Source organism: Inquilinus sp. OTU3971 (assembly GCF_038440215.1).
Map to the genome: position 1 here is coordinate 17,187 of NZ_JASATH010000079.1, position 16,605 is coordinate 33,791.

The window sequence follows — 16,605 nt, forward strand, 5'->3', positions numbered from 1 at the left end:
ATACCGCGATCACGCGGGACGCGGCGACGCTACCTGCGCTCGATGACGGTTTCGTGTCGCCGGCTGCGGCATGACGGCCGGTGCCGCCATCCGTCAGGAGGGGACGGACACGCCGGCGCCGGCGCCCATATAGGGGCCGCGGGCCGGCTTCTCCGACCGCTCGCAGGCGGCGGCGCCGACCGCCACCGCCAGCAGCACGGCGAGGAGGCCGAGGCGGCGCATCATTCGCCCCGGGCCACGCCGACCATGGCCGGGCGCAGCAGCCGGCCCTGCAGCACATAGCCGGGCTGGATCACTTGGACGATGGTGCCGGCCGGCTTGCCGGTGCCCGGCAGCTCGAACATGGCCTGGTGGAAGTTCGGGTCGAAGGTCTCGCCGACTGGCTCGATCCGGGTCACGCCGTGGCGCTCGAAGGCGGCCAGCAGCTGGCGCTCGGTGGCGGCGACGCCGTCGACCAGGGTCTTCAGCGCCGCATCCGCCTCGACCGCCCCGGCCGGCACCGCGTCGATGGCGCGGCGCAGGTTGTCGGCGGCGTCGAGCAGCGACTTGGCGAAGCCGGAGATGGCGTATTTCGCCGTATCCTCGCGCTCGCGCTCCGACCGGCGGCGGATGTTCTCGGTCTCCGCCAAAGCGCGCAACGCCTGGTCCTTCAGCTTGGCGTTGTCGGCCTCGAGCTCCGAGATGCGTTCCAGCGCCCCGGCCAGCGCCGCGTCGTCGGTGACCCCGGCGGTCCCGGATTCGGCGACACCCTCGACCTCGGGCCCCACGGCCCCGGTCTCCGGCTCCGTCGCGTCGGGGCGGTGCTCGGCGGACATCGTCTTGTTGTGCATCATGCTACCTGGTTCGTGGTCTCGTTGGTCCTGAGGAGACGGCCTATCATCTTCGCGGTGTAATCCACCATCGGGATGATGCGCGCATAGTTCAGCCGGGTCGGCCCGATCACGCCGACGGCGCCGACCACACGCTGGTCGCCGCCCTTGTACGGGGCGATGATCATCGAGCAGCCGGTGTGGCTGAACAGCCCGTTCTCGGCGCCGATGAAGATCTGCACGCCCTCGGCGGCATTGGCCGCGTCGAGCATCTTGAGCAGCGCCTCCTTGGTCTCCAGCGCCTGGAACAGGGTGCGGATGCGCTCCAGATCCTCCAGCGCGGTGACGTCGTTGAGCAGGCGGGACTGGCCCTTGACGATCAGCGTGCCGCCTCCGCCGCCGCTCCAGGTGGCGAGCCCGGCCGCGACCACCTTGGCCGCGAGGCTGTCGAGCTGGCTTTTCTGCGTCTCGATCTCACCCAGCACCTCGGCCCGCGCCTCGCCGATGGTGCGGCCGACGATGCGGGCGTTGAGGTAGTTGGTGACGTGGACGAAGGTCGAGGCCGGCAGGCCCAGCGGCACCTCCAGCACCCGGTTCTCGACCATGCCGTCCTCGGTGACCAGCACCACCAGGGCGCGGCCCGGCGACAGGTTGACGAACTCGATATGCTTCAGCGGCCGGTCGGTCTTCGGCGCCAGCACCAGCCCGGCGCAGGCGGACAGGCCGGAGAGGGCCGAGGTCGCCTCCTCCAGCATCTCCGACACGCCGCGCCCGGCCTGGGCGCACATCGCCTCGATCGAGGCTCGCTCGCTCTCGCCGACATCGCCGAGCTGCATCAGCCCGTGCACGAACAGGCGCAGCCCCGCATCGGTCGGCAGCCGCCCGGCCGAGGTGTGCGGGGCGTAGAGCAGGCCGGCATCCTCGAGATCCGCCATGACGTTGCGGATCGTCGCCGGCGACAGCGACATGCCGAGCCGGCGCGACAGGGTGCGGCTGCCCACCGGCTCGCCGGACTGGACATAGGCGTCGACGATCTGGCGGAAGATCTCCCGCGAGCGCTCGTCGAGGTCCCGGAACGCCTGGCCGCCGGATCGGGTCGAGAGTTCGTTCAGCATGCTCATGGCCGTCGCCACGCTATGTAGGGGCCGTCTGACCCGAATCAACGTGCCGGGCTTTACGGGCCGAAGCTGCAAGGATAGCGTGCGGGCCCCTCGCCGAGAACAGAAAGCGACCCCATGCGACCGTCCGGACGCGCCTTCGACGCCCTGCGCGCCATCCGCCTCGAGACCGACGTCAACAAATACGCCGAGGGCTCGTGCCTGGTGAAGTTCGGCGACACCCATGTGCTGTGCACCGCCTCGGTCGACGACCGGGTGCCGTCCTGGCTGAAGAACGGCGGCAAGGGCTGGGTGACGGCGGAGTACGGCATGCTGCCGCGCGCCACCGACCAGCGCACCGACCGCGAGGCCGCGCGCGGCAAGCAGACCGGGCGGACCCAGGAGATCCAGCGCCTGATCGGCCGGTCGCTGCGCGCCGTCACCGACCTGAAGGCGCTGGGCGAGATCCAGATCAAGGTCGATTGCGACGTGCTGCAGGCCGATGGCGGCACCCGCACCGCCGCGATCACCGGCGGCTATGTCGCGCTGGTGCTGGCGCTGCGCCATCTGGTGCAGATCCGCAAGATCAAGGCGCTGCCGCTGACCGACAGCGTCGCCGCCATCTCCTGCGGCCTGCACCAGGGCCAGGCGGTGCTGGACCTCGACTATGCCGAGGATTCGAGCGCCCAGGCCGACGCCAACTTCGTCATCACCGGCAAGGGCGGGCTGGTCGAGGTGCAGGCGACGGCGGAGCAGACCCCGTTCAGCCGGGCCGAGTTCGACGCGCTGCTGGCGCTGGCCGAGCAGGGCACGGCCGAGCTGACGGCGATCCAGAAGGCGGCGCTCGGAGAGGATTGAGGCCTCCGGGATGCGGCGGTGCGGCGCTTGAGCCGCGGCCGGGGGCGTGAAATCCTGCGGCCCCATCATGCGGGAGAGGGTTGATGCTCGGCCTCCTGGCGCTGCTCACGGCGCTCGCCACCGTCCTGATTCCGGGTCTGCCGCAGGTCGGTGACGGGCTGGCGACGGCCTCACGGACCTTCGCCGCCCTGCCCCATGCCGAGAAGCTGATCGACTACGCTCCCGAAGGCGGCGGCCCGGTCCTGTACCGGCTGCCGGGCAATGTCTGCTTCCTGCGCCTGAGCCGGCAGGCAGGCCAGACCGAATGGGTCCGGCGCGACGATCAGGACCGGATCGAGATCACCGTCTCCGCCCCCGGCTTGGCCCAGGCGGGCGGCCGCTTCGACCCCGACGGCACCGCAGAGCTGCAGCTGGGCGGCCGCGCCGTGGCGGTCCCGGTCGTGTCGCCTGGCCTGCCGACCTGGCGCTTCACGCTGGAGGACTCGCCGGCGCTGCAGGAGACGCTCGACGCCGACGAGGCGACGCTGCACTTCATCGCGGTCCGCGGCGGCAAGCCGGTGCCGGAGGAGCTTCTGAGCATCGCCGCCGGCAACCTCTGGCAGGGCATCCAGGGCCTGGAGTCCTGCGCCATCGGCGCCGAGCCGCCGGGCGTGGTCGGGCCTTGAGTGCGCCCGCGGTTGCGGTCCGAGCGCGGCGGGCAGATCATCCCGGCATCCGATCCGACCCCGCGAGGTCCCCATGATCGAAGCCTCCTGCCATTGCGGCGCCGTGCGGCTGCAGGTCGCGGAGCGGCCGCAGCGCCTGACCTCCTGCAACTGCTCGATCTGCCGCCGCCTCGGCACGCTGTGGGCCTATTACCCACGCGACCAGCTGACCATCGTGCAGGGCGCCGGCACCACCGTGCCCTACATCCAGGGCGACCGCACCCTGGCGCTCCACCACTGCCCGACCTGCGGCTGCGTCACCCATTGGGAGGGGCTTCCGGCCGGGGACCCGGCGCGGGTTGCGATCAACGCCCGGCTGATCGACCCGGCCGAGATCGATGGCGTGCCGGTGCGCCGTTTCGACGGGGCGGACACCTGGACCTATCTGGATTGATAGGTGGCGGCCGCGGCCTCGACCCGATGCCTCAGGCCGGAGCACAGGCCGACGGCAAAGGCGGTCTCGGCCATCAGGAACATCGGGCCGATCAGCAGCTGGAACAGGTTCGACAGGAAGGCCGGCCGCTTGCCCTCATAGGCGTGGCCGACCAGCTGCAGCGCCCAGCCGCCGACGAACAGCGTGCCGGCGACGATCCAGGTGACCGAGCCGCCGCCGGCCAGGGCATGGGCGACGATCAGCCCCGGGATCACCACCACCGCCATGGCCAGGCCGAGCCCGAGGTCGAGCGCGACCCACAACAGCCAGACCAGGAGCGCGACGAGGTCGGCCAGCGTCGCCGGCCAGCCGCCGATGCTGCCGAGCGGCACGGTGGCCAGCGCGATGAGCACGGCCAGGATGATCGCCGGGATGCCGAAGAAATGGGTCAGCCGGTTGCGGCCGTCGCGGTGGAAGCTGGTGTACATCGCCATCTGGCGATCGAACAGATCCGAAGCCATGCGCGATCCTCCCCGAGAGGAGAATAAACCCAGCAGGGGAGAATCGCGCCGAAAATCCTCAGTCCTGCAAGGCGAGGAGCAGGCTGGACGTATCGACCCGGCCGCCGGCCTTGGCCTGGACTGCCGAGTAGAACTGGTCGACCAGCGCCGTCACCGGCAGCCGGGCGCCGTTGTGCTTGGCCTCCTGGAAGCAGATGCCGAGGTCCTTGCGCATCCAGTCGATGGCGAAGCCGAAGTCGAACTTGTTCTGCAGCATGGTGCGGCCGCGATTCTCCATCTGCCAGCTCTGGGCCGCGCCCTTGGAGATGACGTCGAGCACCAGATTGCCGTCGAGCCCGGCCTTCTGGGCGAAGTTCAGCCCCTCGGCCAGGGCCTGGACCAGCCCGGCGATGCAGATCTGGTTGACCATCTTGGTCAGCTGGCCGGCGCCGGCCGGGCCCATCAGGGTGCAGGCGCGGGCGTAGCTGTCGATCACCGGCTTGGCGACGGCGAAGACCGGCTCGCGCCCGCCGCACATCACCGTCAACACGCCGTTCTCCGCCCCCGCCTGGCCGCCGGAGACCGGCGCGTCGAGGAAGCCGAAGCCGAGCTTGTCGGCCTCCGCCTCCAGCTCGCGGGCGATGTCGGCCGAGGCCGTGGTATGGTCGACCAGGATGGCGCTGCCGGACATGCCGGCGAAGGCGCCGTCCGGCCCCTGGACCACGGAACGGATGTCGTCGTCGTTGCCGACGCACATGAACACGATCGCGGCGTCCTTCGCCGCCTCGGCCGGGGTCGGCGCCCACTGGCCGCCGTGACGCTCCGCCCAGGCCTCGGCCTTCGCCGCGGTGCGGTTGAACACGGTGACCTCGTGCCCCGCCTTGACAAGATGCCCCGCCATCGGCGCGCCCATGACGCCCATGCCCAGGAATGCGACCTTCATCGTCCTCGCCCCTCACCGCCATGCGTTGGAGGCGACACAGTGCACCAACCGCCGCCTTTGATTCCAGCCTCCGGCGCGCGTATCTGATGCCCATCATGACGATAAGACGTTTCGCCGCCGACCATCTGGTCATCGCCAGCCACAACAAGGGCAAGATCCCGGAGATCGCCGCCCTGCTGCAGGGCCGCGTGCCGCGGCTGACCTCGGCCGCCGACCACGGTGTGCCGGAGCCGGAGGAGACCGGCGACAGCTACATCGCCAATGCCGAGCTGAAGGCCCGCTTCGTGGCCGCGGCCACCGGCCTGCCCTCGCTGGCCGACGACAGCGGCGTTTCCGTCAGCGGCCTGGGCGGCGATCCCGGCATCTACTCCGCCCGCTGGGCCGAAAAGCCCGACGGGACCGGCCGCGACTTCGCCCATGCCATGGAGCAGGTGCGGCTGAGGCTGGGCGACCACCCGGACCGCGGCGCCCGCTTCGTCTGCGCCCTGTCGCTGTGCTGGCCGGACGGGCATTGCGAGACGGTGGAGGGCGAGATCCGCGGCCAGCTGGTCTGGCCCGCCCGCGGCACCAAGGGCTTCGGCTACGACCCGATCTTCGTGCCGAACGGCCACGACCGCACCTTCGGCGAGATGGAGTCGGCCGAGAAACACGCCATGAGCCACCGCGCCGACGCCTTCCGCAAGCTGGTGGCGCGCTGCTTCGAGGGCGGATGACCGCCCCCGGTTTCGCCCTCTATGTCCATTGGCCGTTCTGCCGGTCGAAATGCCCCTATTGCGACTTCAACTCGCATGTCCGGGAGCAGGTGGAGCATGAGCGCTGGCGCCGGGCGCTGGTGGCGGAGCTGGACCATTTCGCCGACCTGACGCCGGGCCGGACGCTGACCTCGATCTTCTTCGGCGGCGGCACCCCGTCGCTGATGCAGCCGGCCACGACGGCGGCGGTGATCGACCGCGCCGGCGAGCGCTGGGGCCTGGCGCCCGATGTCGAGATCACGCTGGAGGCGAACCCGACCTCGGTCGAATCCCACCTCTTCGCCGGCTTCCGCGCCGCCGGTGTGAACCGGGTGTCGCTCGGCGTCCAGGCGCTGGACGAGGCGTCGCTGCGCTTCCTCGGCCGCAACCATTCGGCGGATGAGGCGCTGGCCGCCGTCGGCCTGGCCGCCCGGCATTTCGACCGCTTCTCCTTCGACATGATCTACGCCCGGCCGGGCCAGACCGTGGCCGGCTGGACGGCGGAGCTGCGCCGCGCGCTGGACCATGCCGTCGGCCACATCTCGGCCTATCAGCTGACGATCGAGCAGGGTACCCGCTTCCACACGCTCTATTCCCGCGGCGAGCTGGTGCTGCCGGACGAGGACACCCAAGCTGCCCTGTACGAGACCACGGCCGAGGTGCTGGGCGCCGCCGGCCTGCCCGGCTACGAGATCTCGAACCATGCCCGGCCGGGCGAGGAATCGCGCCACAACCTGACCTATTGGCGCTATGGCGACTATGTCGGCGTCGGCCCCGGCGCGCATGGCAGGCTGACGCTGAACGACGGGAAGTGGGGCACCCGCACCCACCGGGCGCCGGAGGTGTGGCTGGAGCGGGTCGAGGCGGCCGGCCATGCCGAGCATGAGCGCGAGGCGGTGCCGCCCGAGGCCCGGCGCGACGAGATGCTGATGATGGGGCTGCGCCTGGCCGAGGGCGTGCCGAAATCCCGCATCGCCGACGAATCCGGCCTGCCCTTCGACCGTGCGATCGACCGCCGCCGGCTGGACCGGCTGGTCGCCGGCGGCTTCCTGGCGGAGAACGAGGACCGCCTGACCGCCACCCCGGCCGGCCGCCAGCGCCTGGACGCGGTGCTGGCGGCGCTGCTGGGGTGAGACGGATCAGCCCTGCTTCGTCACCGTGAAGTGGGTGGCGCGAGACGAGCCGACCTGTTCGGTGCAGGCATAGCCCAGGGCGGCAAGGTCGATTCCGGCGAACAGGCTCTCGCCGCTGCCCAGCAGAAGGGGCGACACGGCGATGTGCATATCGTCGATCAGACGCTTGCGCAGATACTGGTGAATGGTGGCGACGCCGCCGCCGACCCGCACATCCTTGCCGCCGGCGGCCTCGCGCGCCTGATTCAGCGCCGAATCGATGCCGTCGGTGACGAAGTGGAAGGTGGTGCCGCCCTTCATCTCGATCGACGGGCGGGCGTGGTGGGTCAGGACGAAGACCGGCACGTGATAGGGCGGGGTCTCGCCCCACCAGCCCTTCCAGCTGTCGTCCGGCCAGGGGCCGCGCACCGGCCCGAACATGTTCCGGCCCAGGATCCAGGCGCCGACATTCTCGAAGCTGCGGGCGGCGAAGTCCTCATCGATGCCGGTCTCCCCGCCTTCCTTCCCGGTCATGGCCCGGAAGGTGGGGGTGGGGAAGAACCATTCGTGCAGCGCCTCGCCGCCCTTGCCGAGCGGGTTCTCGAGGCTCTGCTCCGGCCCGGCGCCGTAGCCGTCCAGGGAGATGGAGAAGGCGCGGACAACGAGCTTGGACATGACGGCGTTCCTCCAGATGACGTTGCTTTCTGCTTTCGTATAGCAACTGGTTATATAATGCAATCAGATTGTAGCGCGCACTGTCCCGCGCCATCGCGCAAGCTATTCTCTATGCCGAACTCACTGGGAAGGCAGCGTCATGGCGTCGGTCCGGTACATCGTCCACGACGTCGACCAGGCGGTCGCGTTCTATCGGGACAATCTGGGGTTCCGGCTGCAGCAGCAGTTCGGGCCGAACATGGCGATCCTGCTGCGGGACGGGCTGACCCTGTGGGTCGCCGGCCCCGGCGCCTCGGCCAGCCGGCCGATGCCGGACGGCCGCAAGCCCGAGCCCGGCGGCTGGAACCGATTCGTGCTGCAGGTCGACGACCTCGAGGCCCTGGTCGCCGATCTGCGCGGACGCGGCGTGCGGTTCCGCAACGACATCGTGGTCGGCCCCGGCGGCAAGCAGATCCTGTGCGAGGACCCGTCCGGCAACGTGGTCGAGCTGTTCCAGCCGGCCTGAGCGGACGCCCCGACCGGCTGGCCGTCGCTCACACCCTTGCGCAGATGAGCCGCCCGCCGTTGTTGTACAGCCCGTCCTTGCGCCGAGACAGGTAGCGCCGGTTCAGATCCTCCGGCTCCCAGTTCTCGACCTCGCCGAAGCCGAGGGCGAACAGCCGCTCCCGCAGCACGGCCGGATCGAATGAGGTGATCATCGGCTCGCCGAGCGCAGCTGCCCGCTGCCGTATCACCGCGCTCGTGGCCCGCTGGATCGGGTTCAGCAGCGACTCCGCCGGCTGGTAGTCGAAGGTGATCGAGCTCCCTCGGGGCAGTCCGGCCACGAAGCGCAACGGCTCCATGACCGCGGCTTCGGTCAGGTACATCGTCACGCCGAGCCATAAGAAGCAAGCCGGGCGGTCCGTCGCGAACCCGGCGTCGGCCAGCCCCTGCACCAGCGTCTCATGCTCGAAATCCACCGGCGCGAATGTGAGGCCGTCCGGCAGCGGGATGCCCGATTCGAGCAGGAGCTGGCGCTTCCACTGCTGGGTTGCGGGATGGTCGACCTCGAACACCCGCAACCCCGTGCCGGCAAAGCCGTCGCGATACGCGAAGGTGTCGAGGCCGGCGCCCAGGACGACATATTGCCGGACGCCGGCGGCCACGGCCCGGGCGACCTCGTCCTCGACCACCCTGCTGCGCACCACGACCGCCGCCCGCAGGCTGCGGTTGAGCGGATCGTTGTGCCGGAACGGGTCCCGGCGCAGCGCCGCCTCGGCCGCCGCCCCCAGGATCGGCAGCGCCACCGGATCGTGGAAGACGACCGGTTCGTCGAGCAGCTGATGCGCGGCGCGCTGCGTCGCGACCCATAGCGCCGTCCGGCTGGGCGTGCCGGATCGCACGGCGTTCGAGCCGTCAGCAAAAGCGGTTGCACCCGTCATCTGGTTTGCACCGTCAAGTTGCAGAAAGGATGAACGGACAGAGCGGATTCCGAGCAGATCGCCGACATACAGCGGGTCGCGATCAGCTCTCACCCCACCCTCATAGCCGACACCCGCAGAACGGCCAACGGGCCCGGGCTGCGACAACTTAACGATGCCGTTCCGGCGCGGCTGAACAGAGGCCCGACCGGACGGGTGGACACCCGCCCTCCGGCGCGGCATGGTCGCGCTCTGTTCCCGTCCGGAAAGGGCCCGCCGATGTCGACCACGCCGAAGACCTATTATCTGATCGACGGCTCGGGCTACATCTTCCGGGCCTTCCACGCCCTGCCGATGATGATGCGCAAGTCGGACGGCATGCCGGTGAACGCCGTCTACGGCTTCACCAACATGCTGATCCGCCTGCTGGCCGATCTCGACGCCGACCACCTGGCGGTGATCTACGACAAGTCGGAGCGCAGCTTCCGCAAGGAGATCTACCCCGCCTACAAGGCCCAGCGCCCCGACCCGCCGGAGGAGCTGATCCCGCAGTTCCCGCTGATCCGCGCCACCAGCGAGGCCTTCAACCTGCCCGGCGTCGAGGTCGAGGGCTTCGAGGCCGACGACATCATCGCCACCTATGCCCGGATGGCGCGGGAAGAGGGGTCGCGCGTCGTCATCGTCTCCTCCGACAAGGATATGATGCAGCTGGTCGGCGACGGCGTGACCATGCTGGACCCGATCAAGAACAAGCCGATCGACACGGCCGAGGTGATGGAGAAGTTCGGCGTGATGCCGGACCGGGTGATCGACGTGCAGGCCCTGGCCGGCGACAGCGTCGACAACGTGCCCGGCGTGCCCGGCATCGGCATCAAGACCGCGGCCCAACTGATCACCGAGTACGGCGACCTCGACGCGCTGCTGACCCGGGCCGGCGAGATCAAGCAGCCGAAGCGGCGCGAATCGCTGATCCAGTATGCCGAGCAGGCGCGGATCAGCCGCCAGCTGGTGACGCTGCGCAGCGACGCGCCGGTGCCATTCGGGCTGGAGGGCATCGTGGCCCGGCCGCCGGACCGGTCGAAGCTGGTCCGGTTCCTGGAGGAGATGGAGTTCCGGTCGACCATCACCCGGGTCGAGGCCGCCTTCGACAAGCTGGGCAGCACCGGCGGCGACGAGCCGGACCTGACGGCGCCGGGCAAGCCCGAGGCGATCGCCCAGGACTACCAGCTGGTGCAGGATGCGGCGGCGCTGCAGCGCTGGGCCGATGCGGCGGTCGAGGCCGGGGTGCTGGCGATCGACACCGAGACCAACTCGCTGGACGCCGAGGCGGCGATGCTGTGCGGCATCTCCCTGGCCACGGCGCCGGGCCGCGCCTGCTACATCCCGGTCGCCCATGTGCCGCCGGACGGCGACGGGCTGAACTTCGGCGGCCAGACGCTGCAGCAGATCCCGCTGGCCGAGATCCGCCGCATCCTCGGGCCGGTGCTGGTCGACCCGTCGGTGCTGAAGGTCGGGCACAACCTGAAATACGACGCCCACGTGCTGGGCCGGCCCGATGTCGGCCTGCCGATCACGCCGTGGGACGACACCATGCTGATTTCCTACGTGCTCGACGGCGGGGCGCATGGCCACGGCATGGACGAGCTGTCGGAGCTGCACCTGCAGCACCGCACCATCCCCTATTCCTCGGTCTGTGGCACGGGGAAGACCGCCATCACCTTCGACAAGGTGCCGCTGGACAAGGCCCTGGCCTATGCCGCCGAGGACGCCGACATCACCCTGCGGCTGCACATGCTCTTGAAGCCGCGGCTGGTGGGCGAGCGGATGACGACGGTCTACGAGACCATCGAGCGGCCGCTGGTCGGCGTCATCTCCGACATGGAGATGGCGGGGATCAAGGTCGACCGCGCCGCTTTGGCCCGGCTGTCGATGGAGTTCGCCGAGCGCATGGCGGCGCTGGAGGCGGAGATCCATCTCTCGGCCAAGGGGCCGTTCAACGTCGGCAGCCCGAAGCAGCTGGGCGAGGTGCTGTTCGAGCGCCTGGGCCTGGCCGGCGGCAAGAAGAGCAGCAAGACCGGTGCGTACTCGACCGATTCGAGCGTGCTGGAGATGCTGGCGGCGCAGGGCCAGACGATCGCGACGCAGATCCTGGAATGGCGCCAGCTGGCCAAGCTGAAGGGCACCTACACCGATGCGCTGCAGGCCCAGATCAACGAGAAGAGCCAGCGGGTCCATACCTCGTTCTCGCTGGCCGCGACCAACACCGGGCGACTGTCCTCGAACGAGCCGAACCTGCAGAACATCCCGATCCGCACCGAGGAGGGCCGCAAGATCCGCTACGCCTTCGTGGCGGAGGACGGGCACAAGCTGATCTCGGTCGACTACAGCCAGATCGAACTGCGGCTGGTGGCGCAGATCGCCGACGTGGCGCTGCTGAAGCAGGCCTTCCTCGACGGCACCGACATCCACGCCATGACCGCCAGCCAGGTGTTCAACGTGCCGCTGGCGGAGATGACGCCGGAGACGCGGCGCAAGGCCAAGGCGATCAATTTCGGCATCATCTACGGCATCTCCGGCTTCGGGCTGGCGGCGCAGCTGGGCATCCCGCAGGGCGAGGCCACCGCCTTCATCCGCGCCTATCTCGACCGGCTGCCGGAGCTGAAGGCCTGGATGGACGAGACCAAGCGCATCGCCCGCGAGCGCGGCTGGGTCGAGACCCTGTTCGGCCGCAAGTGCCACGTGCCGGGGATCAAGGACCCGAACCCGGCCCGCCGCGCCTTCGCCGAGCGCCAGGCGATCAACGCCCCGATCCAGGGCACCGCGGCCGACATCATCAAGCGCGCCATGGGCCGGCTGCCGCATGCTCTGGCGGCGGAGGGGCTGAAGGCGCGGATGCTGCTGCAGGTGCATGACGAGCTGCTGTTCGAGGCACCGGAGGACGAGGCGCAGCGCACCGCCGAGCTGGCGCAGAGGGTGATGCAGTCGGCGGCGACGCTGGAGGTGCCCTTGATCGCCGAGGCCGGCATCGGCCGCAGCTGGGCCGAGGCGCACTGAGGAGCGGGACCATGGCCGAGACCATCGACTTCACCGGCAAGGCGGTGTTCGTCGCCGGCGGCACCAGCGGCATCAATCTCGGCATCGCGCTGGGCTTCGCCCGGGCCGGGGCGCGGGTGGCGGTGATGAGCCGCAGCGCCCAGAAGGTCGAGGCGGCTGTGGCGCTGCTGCGCGAGGCCGGGGCCGAGGCCATGGGCGCGGCGGCGGACGTGCGCGACTACGCCGCCACCGAGGCCGCGCTGAAGGCCGCGCATGACGCGTACGGCGATCTCGACGTGCTGGTCTCGGGCGCGGCGGGGAACTTCCCGGCCCCGGCGCTGGGCATGTCGGCGAACGGGTTCAAGTCGGTGGTCGACATCGACCTGCTGGGCAGCTTCCACGTGCTGCGCGCCGCCCACCCCTTCCTGCGCAAGCCGGGGGCGTCGGTGATCAACATCTCCGCTCCGCAGGCCGCGGCGCCGATGGCGATGCAGGCCCATGTCTGCGCCGCCAAGGCCGGCGTCGACATGCTGACCCGGGTGCTGGCGATGGAATGGGGCCGCGACGGCATCCGCATCAACTCGGTGATCCCGGGCCCGATCGACGAGACCGAGGGCATGGCCCGGCTGGCGCCGACGCCGCAGGCCCGCGCCCTGGTCCAGCGCAGCGTGCCGCTGGGCCGGATGGGCGTGGCCGAGGACGTCGCTGCCGCCTGCCGCCTGCTGTCCTCCCCTCTTGCCGCCTTCATCACCGGCGCGGTGCTGCCGGTCGACGGCGGCTGGTCGCTGGGCGGCGCCGCCGCCTCGATGAGCCTCATCGCCGAGCAGGCGATGGCGGCCAAGCTGAAGGGATAGGAGGATCGTGCCATGACCATCGAGGTCTATCTCGCCTACATCGCCGCCTGCATCCTGGTCGCGATCATCCCGGGGCCGTCGGTGACGCTGATCGTCGCCAACAGCCTGACCCACGGCACCCGCGCCGGGCTGCTGAACATCCTCGGCGGGCAGATCGGGCTGGTCCTGATGCTCGGCGTACTGGTCGTCGGCCTGGCCGCAGTGGTCGAGGCGATGGGCCACTGGTTCGACTGGCTGCGCCTGGCCGGCGCCGCGTATCTGGTCTGGATCGGCTGGAAACTGCTGCGCGCGCCGGACACGCTGGCCGAGCCCGTGCGCCCGCCGCGCGGCGGCTTCGTGCTGCAGGGCCTGCTGGTGGCGCTGAGCAACCCGAAGATGCTGCTGTTCTTCGGCGCCTTCATCCCGCAATTCGTGCAGCCCGGCGGCGACCAGTCGAGCCAGGTGCTGCTGCTGGGCGCCACCGCCCTGGTCGTCGCCGCCCTGTCCGACGGCATGTACGCCCTGCTGACCGGACGGGCCGGCAGCGTGCTGTCGCGCCGGCATGTGCGGCTGGTGTCGCGCACCGGCGGCGTCTGCCTGATCGGCGGCGGGGTGTGGCTGGCGTTCGCCCGGGCGAAGTAGCGGCTCACGATCCCTCCCCGGCGATCAGGCAGGCGGCCTGCTGGCCGGCGCCGAGGTCGACTTGCGGCGGATCCTCCACAGCGCAGCGGTCGAAGGCGAGCGGACAGCGGGTGCGGAAGCGGCAGCCGGAGGGCGGCCGGCGCGGGCTGGGTGGGTCGCCCTGCAGCAGCATCCGCACCCCCGGCACCGGGTGCAGCCGCGGCACGGCCGAGAGCAGCGCCCGGGTGTAGGGATGGCCGGGCTGGGACCAGACCCGCCCGGTCGGCCCGCTCTCGACGATGCGGCCGAGATGCATCACCGCCACTCGGTCGGCGACGTGGCGCACCACCGCCAGGTCGTGGCTGATGAACAGATAGGCCAGGCCGAGCTCGGCGCCCAGCTCGGCCAGCAGGTCCAGCACCTGGCCGCGGACCGAGACGTCGAGCGCCGAGACCGGCTCGTCGCAGATCACCAGGCGCGGCCGCGGCGCCAAAGCGCGGGCGATGGCGACGCGCTGGCGCTGACCGCCGGACAGCTCATGCGGGTAGCGGCCGGCGAGGGTCTGGCCGAGGCCGACCCGGTCGAGCAGCCAGGCGACGCGGTCGCGCCGCTCGGCCCGCGCCACGCCGGCGACGCGCAGCGGGTCCGCCACCGCCGTGCCGATCGTGTCGCGCGGGTTGAGCGAGGCGACCGGGTCCTGGAACACCAGCTGGATCTGCGCCCGCAGCGGCCCGAGGGCGCGCCCCTGGCGGCGGGTGACGTCCTGCCCGGCGAAGCGGATGGTGCCGGCATCGGGGTCGGCCAGCCGCGCGGCCAGCCGGCCGAGGGTGGACTTGCCGGAGCCGGATTCGCCGACCAGGCCCAGCACCTCGCCCGGCGCGACGGTGAGCGACACGCCGTCGACCGCCTGGACGGCGTCGGGCGCGCGGCCGAAGCGCTTCACCAGGCTGTCGAGGACGAGGAGGGGCTCGGTCATCGGGCGGCCCTCGTCGCGAGCTGCCGGTCACCCCATTGAGTCCCCCCTCCCCTCGCGGGAGGGGGGTAGGGGGAGGGGGTTCGTGCCGCAGGAACAGGCGGCAGGCTGAGCGGGTTCGTCGACGCGGCGGTCATGCGCCGCCTCCGTTCGGCTCTGGCGGAGGAAACCCCCTCCCCTTACCCCCCTCCCGCAGGGGGAGGGGGGACTCGGTTTGGTTCATCCACCTGGGCGCGTCGTCGACGGACAGGGTCGCGGCCAGGAGCTGCTGGGTGTAGCCGTGCTGCGGGTCGTCCAGCACCCGCCGCGTCGGGCCGGTCTCGACCACGCGGCCCTGCCGCATCACCGCGACGCGGTCGGCCAGCTCGGCGACCACGCCGAAATCGTGGGTGACCAGCAGCAGCGCCATGCCGCGGCGGTCGCGCAAGCGGCGGAACAGGTCGAGGATCTGGGCCTGGACGGTGACGTCGAGCGCCGTGGTCGGCTCGTCCGCGATCAGAATGTCGGGGTCGGCGGCCAGCGCCATGGCGATCATCGCCCGCTGGCGCATGCCGCCCGACAGCTCGTGCGGATAGGCGCTGGCCCGGGCGGCGGGGTCGGCGATGCCGACCTCGGCCAGCAGTTCCACCGCCCGCGCCGCCCGGCCTCGGCCGCGGCCAAGGCCGACGTCATGCGCCGCCAGCACCTCGCGGATCTGCTCGCCCACCGTCAGCACCGGGTTGAGGCTGCTGATCGGCTCCTGGAACACCATGCCGATGCGGCCGCCGCGGACCGGGCGCAGCGCCGGCTCCGCCAGGCCCAGCAGCTCCGCCCCCGCCAGACGGATCGAGCCGGCAACGCGGGCGTCCCGCGGCAGCAGGCCGAGCGGTGCCATCGCCACGGTCGACTTGCCGGAGCCGGACTCGCCGACCAGCGCCAGCGTCTCCCCGGCCGCGAGGTCGAGGTCGACGCCGTCGACCGCCCGCACCGCCCCGCCTTCGCCGAGATAGTCGACGGTCAGGCCGCGGATCGAGAGCAAGGCCCTCATCGCCGCCGCCGCCGCGGGTCGAGCGCGGCGGTCAGCGCCTCGCCGAGCAGGCTGACCGAGAGCACGGCGACGACGATCGCCACGCCCGGGATGGCCGAGAGCCACCAGGCGCTTCGCAGCACGGCACGGCCGTCGGCGATCATGCTGCCCCAGCTGACCCGGTTGGGGTCGCCGAGGCCGAGGAAGGCGAGCGCCGATTCGATCAGGATGGCGCTGGCGGTGATCACGGTGGCCAGCACCAGCACCGGGGCCAGCGCGTTGGGCAGCAGCTTGGCGAAGGCGATCTCGGCCCAGCCCATGCCCATGCAGCGATAGGCGTCGACGAAGTCGCGCCGGGCCAGGGCCATGATCTCGGCCCGCACCACCCGGGCCGGGCTTGGCCAGGCGCCGAGGCCGATGGCGAGGACGACGTTGCCGAGCGACGGGCCCAGCACCAGGATCAGCGCCAGGGCCAGGACGAAGCTGGGCACGGTCTGCACCGCCTCGGTCAGCCGCATCAGCGCCTCGTCGACCCAGCCGCCGAGGAAGCCGGCGGTGGTGCCGATCAGCAGGCCGATGCCGACCGCCATCGCCGCCGCCGCGGCGCCGACCAGGAGCGAGACGCGGGCGCCGTGGCACAGCTCGGCCAGCACGTCGCGGCCGAGCCGGTCGGTGCCCAGCCAATGCGCCGGGTCCTGGAACGGCGGCAGCTGCGCCGGGCCGGCGATCGCCATCGGGTCGCCCGGGAAGACCCAGCCGGCGGTCAGCGCCATGCCCAGCACCAGCACCAGCCCGGCGAGGCCGAGCCGGCCGGCGCGATCGGCCAGGAAGCGGCGGAGGACACGCATCAGGGGAGGCCTCGGCGGCGGGATCGCCCATTTGAGTCCCCCCTCCCCTTGCGGGAGGGGGGCAGGGGGAGGGGTGTGGGGGGGGGCGC

The 16,605-nt window shown here is 71.2% G+C and carries 19 protein-coding genes; 9 read left to right on the forward strand and 10 right to left on the reverse strand.

Features of this window, described 5'->3' with window-relative positions; translation table 11 throughout:
* Positions 1-93: 93 nt before the first annotated feature.
* The 3 genes from AAHM41_RS20065 to hrcA are packed head-to-tail and all read right to left on the reverse strand — an operon-like array spanning position 94 to position 1,930.
* Positions 94-222 (reverse strand): hypothetical protein, encoded by a 129-nt coding sequence (locus tag AAHM41_RS20065; RefSeq protein ID WP_342238347.1) that lies wholly within the window; start codon positions 220-222, stop codon positions 94-96.
* The gene (gene grpE, locus AAHM41_RS20070; RefSeq protein WP_342238348.1) at positions 222-833 is read right to left on the reverse strand and encodes a nucleotide exchange factor GrpE; all 612 of its coding nucleotides are present in this window, start codon (positions 831-833) and stop codon (positions 222-224) included. Before grpE ends, AAHM41_RS20065 begins: the two co-directional genes overlap by 1 nt.
* Positions 830-1,930, reverse strand: a complete 1,101-nt coding sequence (gene hrcA / locus AAHM41_RS20075; RefSeq protein ID WP_342238349.1) for a heat-inducible transcriptional repressor HrcA — start codon at positions 1,928-1,930, stop codon at positions 830-832. The genes grpE and hrcA overlap by 4 nt, the downstream gene beginning before the upstream one ends.
* A gap of 114 nt (positions 1,931-2,044) precedes the next feature.
* Between hrcA and rph the strand changes: the two genes are divergently transcribed.
* From rph to AAHM41_RS20090, 3 genes are all read left to right on the forward strand, one after another.
* Positions 2,045-2,764, forward strand: coding sequence for a ribonuclease PH (gene rph / locus AAHM41_RS20080; RefSeq protein ID WP_342238350.1), 720 nt, complete (start codon positions 2,045-2,047; stop codon positions 2,762-2,764).
* Between the two features lie 83 nt (positions 2,765-2,847).
* Positions 2,848-3,429, forward strand: a complete 582-nt coding sequence (locus AAHM41_RS20085; protein WP_342238351.1) for a hypothetical protein — start codon at positions 2,848-2,850, stop codon at positions 3,427-3,429.
* Positions 3,430-3,502: 73 nt separating this feature from the next.
* The gene (locus AAHM41_RS20090) at positions 3,503-3,862 is read left to right on the forward strand and encodes a GFA family protein (protein WP_342238352.1); all 360 of its coding nucleotides are present in this window, start codon (positions 3,503-3,505) and stop codon (positions 3,860-3,862) included.
* Here AAHM41_RS20090 and AAHM41_RS20095 read toward each other — a convergent pair.
* Together AAHM41_RS20095 and AAHM41_RS20100 are read right to left on the reverse strand one after the other, a co-directional pair.
* A complete protein-coding gene (locus AAHM41_RS20095) occupies positions 3,850-4,362 on the reverse strand; it encodes an Mpo1 family 2-hydroxy fatty acid dioxygenase (RefSeq protein ID WP_342238353.1) in 513 nt (170 codons plus the stop codon). The two genes, AAHM41_RS20090 and AAHM41_RS20095, sit on opposite strands and share 13 nt — an antisense overlap.
* Before the next feature lie 58 nt (positions 4,363-4,420).
* Positions 4,421-5,284, reverse strand: coding sequence for an NAD(P)-dependent oxidoreductase (locus tag AAHM41_RS20100; RefSeq protein ID WP_342238354.1), 864 nt, complete (start codon positions 5,282-5,284; stop codon positions 4,421-4,423).
* 95 nt (positions 5,285-5,379) lie between these two features.
* Between AAHM41_RS20100 and rdgB the strand changes: the two genes are divergently transcribed.
* Entirely contained in the window at positions 5,380-5,997 is a 618-nt protein-coding gene (rdgB, locus tag AAHM41_RS20105) for an RdgB/HAM1 family non-canonical purine NTP pyrophosphatase (RefSeq protein ID WP_342238355.1), read from the forward strand.
* Positions 5,994-7,148, forward strand: a complete 1,155-nt coding sequence (gene hemW / locus AAHM41_RS20110) for a radical SAM family heme chaperone HemW (RefSeq protein WP_342238356.1) — start codon at positions 5,994-5,996, stop codon at positions 7,146-7,148. Before rdgB ends, hemW begins: the two co-directional genes overlap by 4 nt.
* Positions 7,149-7,154: 6 nt before the next feature.
* On the opposite strand, the gene AAHM41_RS20115 is transcribed toward hemW, so the two are convergent.
* The gene (locus tag AAHM41_RS20115; protein ID WP_342238357.1) at positions 7,155-7,802 is read right to left on the reverse strand and encodes a dihydrofolate reductase family protein; all 648 of its coding nucleotides are present in this window, start codon (positions 7,800-7,802) and stop codon (positions 7,155-7,157) included.
* 139 nt (positions 7,803-7,941) lie between these two features.
* Here AAHM41_RS20115 and AAHM41_RS20120 point away from each other — a divergent pair, with 139 nt between their 5' ends.
* Positions 7,942-8,307 carry a VOC family protein gene (locus tag AAHM41_RS20120; protein ID WP_342238358.1) on the forward strand — a complete coding sequence of 122 codons (366 nt, stop codon included), beginning with the start codon at positions 7,942-7,944 and terminating at the stop codon, positions 8,305-8,307.
* Between the two features lie 28 nt (positions 8,308-8,335).
* Here the strand turns inward: AAHM41_RS20120 and AAHM41_RS20125 are convergent, their stop codons facing one another.
* Positions 8,336-9,223 carry a class I SAM-dependent methyltransferase gene (locus AAHM41_RS20125; protein ID WP_342238359.1) on the reverse strand — a complete coding sequence of 296 codons (888 nt, stop codon included), beginning with the start codon at positions 9,221-9,223 and terminating at the stop codon, positions 8,336-8,338.
* 258 nt (positions 9,224-9,481) lie between these two features.
* Here AAHM41_RS20125 and polA point away from each other — a divergent pair, with 258 nt between their 5' ends.
* The 3 genes from polA to AAHM41_RS20140 are packed head-to-tail and all read left to right on the forward strand — an operon-like array spanning position 9,482 to position 13,710.
* The gene (gene polA / locus AAHM41_RS20130) at positions 9,482-12,256 is read left to right on the forward strand and encodes a DNA polymerase I (RefSeq protein ID WP_342238360.1); all 2,775 of its coding nucleotides are present in this window, start codon (positions 9,482-9,484) and stop codon (positions 12,254-12,256) included.
* 11 nt (positions 12,257-12,267) lie between these two features.
* Positions 12,268-13,089, forward strand: a complete 822-nt coding sequence (locus AAHM41_RS20135) for an SDR family oxidoreductase (RefSeq protein ID WP_342238361.1) — start codon at positions 12,268-12,270, stop codon at positions 13,087-13,089.
* Between the two features lie 12 nt (positions 13,090-13,101).
* Positions 13,102-13,710, forward strand: a complete 609-nt coding sequence (locus AAHM41_RS20140; protein ID WP_342238362.1) for a LysE family translocator — start codon at positions 13,102-13,104, stop codon at positions 13,708-13,710.
* Positions 13,711-13,714: 4 nt separating this feature from the next.
* Here AAHM41_RS20140 and AAHM41_RS20145 read toward each other — a convergent pair whose 3' ends face one another.
* The 3 genes from AAHM41_RS20145 to AAHM41_RS20155 form a co-directional block, all read right to left on the reverse strand.
* Positions 13,715-14,665: an ABC transporter ATP-binding protein gene (locus tag AAHM41_RS20145; RefSeq protein ID WP_342238363.1), complete on the reverse strand. Its 951-nt coding sequence runs from the start codon at positions 14,663-14,665 to the stop codon at positions 13,715-13,717.
* A gap of 130 nt (positions 14,666-14,795) precedes the next feature.
* Positions 14,796-15,689 carry an ABC transporter ATP-binding protein gene (locus AAHM41_RS20150; protein ID WP_342238364.1) on the reverse strand — a complete coding sequence of 298 codons (894 nt, stop codon included), beginning with the start codon at positions 15,687-15,689 and terminating at the stop codon, positions 14,796-14,798.
* On the reverse strand, positions 15,686-16,516 hold the full coding sequence (locus tag AAHM41_RS20155; protein ID WP_342238365.1) for an ABC transporter permease: 831 nt from the start codon (positions 16,514-16,516) through the stop codon (positions 15,686-15,688). Before AAHM41_RS20155 ends, AAHM41_RS20150 begins: the two co-directional genes overlap by 4 nt.
* Positions 16,517-16,605 lie beyond the last annotated feature (89 nt).

Coding starts and splice junctions, on each gene's coding strand:
- AAHM41_RS20065 (WP_342238347.1), bottom strand. CDS start 222: ATGCGCCGCCTCGGCCTCCTCGCCGTGCTGCTGGCGGTGGCGGTCGGC.
- grpE (WP_342238348.1), bottom strand. CDS start 833: ATGATGCACAACAAGACGATGTCCGCCGAGCACCGCCCCGACGCGACG.
- hrcA (WP_342238349.1), bottom strand. CDS start 1,930: ATGAGCATGCTGAACGAACTCTCGACCCGATCCGGCGGCCAGGCGTTC.
- rph (WP_342238350.1), top strand. CDS start 2,045: ATGCGACCGTCCGGACGCGCCTTCGACGCCCTGCGCGCCATCCGCCTC.
- AAHM41_RS20085 (WP_342238351.1), top strand. CDS start 2,848: ATGCTCGGCCTCCTGGCGCTGCTCACGGCGCTCGCCACCGTCCTGATT.
- AAHM41_RS20090 (WP_342238352.1), top strand. CDS start 3,503: ATGATCGAAGCCTCCTGCCATTGCGGCGCCGTGCGGCTGCAGGTCGCG.
- AAHM41_RS20095 (WP_342238353.1), bottom strand. CDS start 4,362: ATGGCTTCGGATCTGTTCGATCGCCAGATGGCGATGTACACCAGCTTC.
- AAHM41_RS20100 (WP_342238354.1), bottom strand. CDS start 5,284: ATGAAGGTCGCATTCCTGGGCATGGGCGTCATGGGCGCGCCGATGGCG.
- rdgB (WP_342238355.1), top strand. CDS start 5,380: ATGACGATAAGACGTTTCGCCGCCGACCATCTGGTCATCGCCAGCCAC.
- hemW (WP_342238356.1), top strand. CDS start 5,994: ATGACCGCCCCCGGTTTCGCCCTCTATGTCCATTGGCCGTTCTGCCGG.
- AAHM41_RS20115 (WP_342238357.1), bottom strand. CDS start 7,802: ATGTCCAAGCTCGTTGTCCGCGCCTTCTCCATCTCCCTGGACGGCTAC.
- AAHM41_RS20120 (WP_342238358.1), top strand. CDS start 7,942: ATGGCGTCGGTCCGGTACATCGTCCACGACGTCGACCAGGCGGTCGCG.
- AAHM41_RS20125 (WP_342238359.1), bottom strand. CDS start 9,223: ATGACGGGTGCAACCGCTTTTGCTGACGGCTCGAACGCCGTGCGATCC.
- polA (WP_342238360.1), top strand. CDS start 9,482: ATGTCGACCACGCCGAAGACCTATTATCTGATCGACGGCTCGGGCTAC.
- AAHM41_RS20135 (WP_342238361.1), top strand. CDS start 12,268: ATGGCCGAGACCATCGACTTCACCGGCAAGGCGGTGTTCGTCGCCGGC.
- AAHM41_RS20140 (WP_342238362.1), top strand. CDS start 13,102: ATGACCATCGAGGTCTATCTCGCCTACATCGCCGCCTGCATCCTGGTC.
- AAHM41_RS20145 (WP_342238363.1), bottom strand. CDS start 14,665: ATGACCGAGCCCCTCCTCGTCCTCGACAGCCTGGTGAAGCGCTTCGGC.
- AAHM41_RS20150 (WP_342238364.1), bottom strand. CDS start 15,689: ATGAGGGCCTTGCTCTCGATCCGCGGCCTGACCGTCGACTATCTCGGC.
- AAHM41_RS20155 (WP_342238365.1), bottom strand. CDS start 16,516: ATGCGTGTCCTCCGCCGCTTCCTGGCCGATCGCGCCGGCCGGCTCGGC.